3 protein-coding genes are annotated in these 2,021 nt (G+C 33.1%); all 3 read right to left on the bottom strand.

Annotated elements, in window-relative coordinates; genetic code table 11:
• Window positions 1–485: hypothetical protein (locus AB4Y90_RS17710; RefSeq protein ID WP_441558885.1), on the bottom strand; the 485-nt coding region annotated here is incomplete at its 3' end.
• 14 nt (window positions 486–499) lie between these two features.
• Complete coding sequence (locus tag AB4Y90_RS17705; protein ID WP_441558884.1) at window positions 500–1,165, bottom strand: DUF6705 family protein; 666 nt, start codon at window positions 1,163–1,165, stop codon at window positions 500–502.
• Between the two features lie 10 nt (window positions 1,166–1,175).
• On the bottom strand, window positions 1,176–2,021 hold an 846-nt coding region (locus tag AB4Y90_RS17700; RefSeq protein ID WP_441558883.1), incomplete at its 5' end, for a hypothetical protein.

Raw genomic sequence — 2,021 nt, 5'->3', positions numbered from 1 at the left:
CCTCCCGGAGTTGAGCATATCAAATCTGCAGTAATTACCAGTACTGATTGTGTATCTGCAGGGCATTTCCCCTCATTAAAGGGACCATATTCTTCACCATGACTATGTTCGCCCCCACTACAGGTTGTATAATAAGAATAGGTAATCCAGTAGCAGTTTTCCAAAGAACCTCTATTCATAATTTCCGGGGAATAAGTTCCGCTTTGTAGCAACTCTTTGGTTATTTTTCCTTTTAGATCTACCGCACCGCCTGCAAGCATCGTCTGCTTCTCCTGAGCGGTGAGGTTATACGTAACCAGCTCTTCTTTCCAGCTTCCGTCTGATAAAGGGCTTAAGACAAGGTTTTCAACGGATGCATCAGCAGGAGCATTTTCCCTGTCGATACGAAAGGTATAGGTATAAAAATCGGGACCGTTTTCTATATAGATCACGTTATCGGTATCGATAGAAACGCCGTTTCTGAATACAAGTTGAAAAACCTCCAAATTGGAGGCTTATTTTATGGGACTTTTGTCATAATAATATCATTAGGAATACTGAAAGTTGGCAAACCATTATAAATAGGATTATTATATTGTCCAAAATTTTCTCTTAAATATAAATTGAACTTAATTTTTAAAGGTTCATTAGTACTTAAATTAACAGGCATTTTCTCTATGCTACATGGAACAGTAAAATACTCTCCCCCTTGTATTAGATTACCGTTACCCATAATTTGAGGTTTAGGGACACTTGCTGTAACTCTGCCATAATCAGTAATTGAACCTTCTAGTTCTAAGCCATTTCTACTTTCGAGAGTTGGTATATTTTTTAAAGGTGATTCAAATATCAAATTTCCATTTACAAATTTTTTATATCTCAAAGCAATACCATCAGTATAATAGTTAAAATTCATGTAAGGAGATGAAGATGAAACTTCATGATATTTAGTTATTTTAGTTAGAATGACCTGAAATTTCTCGCTTCCATTTACATACTCCCAAGTACCTAAAAATCCATCTAAATAATTATAAACATCTTTATAATAGTATTGTCCTGTATTTTGAAAATCTTTGGGTAATGTTCCGTTATTTCCTCCTAAAGCAATAATATTTTGAGATTTCATCATATTAATTCCCATTAGTATACTAGCAATTAAAATAGTTTTTATTATTATATTTTTCATGATTTTATTTTTAAGGATTGCAAGGTATTTTGTTAAAGTTATAGGTTCCATCTCCATTGTCTATCAATTCCAATTTCTTCCAATCTCCATATGTATCTTTGTTACCCTCATACAATTCCATACCAACATCATAGTCTTTCATAAAACGTAAAAAGCCAGTTACTTGTTCTGCATAAGAAGATTTAGGTAAAATATTGTATTTTTCTGGGTCAAGAAAAGTTTTCTTGTTAAACATATCTCTTCCAGTATCATTCATTGTAAATATGTACCAATCTACAAAAGCCTTTAGTTTCGGTAAATCATTAATCTTCAATGCAAAATATCCTTTTTCTGTCAATACAAATGTAACAGATTTTTTTGGTGCAGTTGTATGATAAGGATTATTGGGTTCAGTTTCCACCAAACCACATAAATAAAGAGGAAGTAAATCTTCAGGTGTAAAAATGCCAATTTGCTTTTTATTATTTTTATTATGATTATGAGCACTCCCATAAGTTTGATTAATATATGCAGAATATAACGGGTCCAAAATAGGATAACTAATTGTATTGTCACTATTTCCTATTAATATTTCGGAAGTTTCATTCCCTGAAATATTTCGTATTAAAAAACCTTTCTCTAAAGTACCTCCGATATTATTTTTCAGTTCATTCAATTTAGCTTTTATATTACTATTTTCATTGATTTGTTTTAGCTGTACACAGGGGTCAGTTTTTATAGGCAAGCCAATATTCGGCAAAGTAGGTGTACCGGGATTACAGCCTTCGTTTCCTCCAATGGTAGAGTTCGGGTCTTCTGGCTGTGAAGGAATACTTCCTTCACAAGGCTGGTTTGGGATAATTCCTGTATTAGGATC

Source organism: Chryseobacterium sp. 2TAF14 (assembly GCF_052115105.1).
GTDB lineage: Bacteria > Bacteroidota > Bacteroidia > Flavobacteriales > Weeksellaceae > Chryseobacterium.
The sequence above is the reverse complement of the archived record's forward strand: the minus strand, read 5'-3'. Positions and strand labels throughout refer to the sequence as shown.

What these genes read in the sequence shown, in the direction of transcription:
- AB4Y90_RS17705 (WP_441558884.1), bottom strand. Translation starts at nt 1,165, where the DNA reads ATGAAAAATATAATAATAAAAACTATTTTAATTGCTAGTATACTAATG.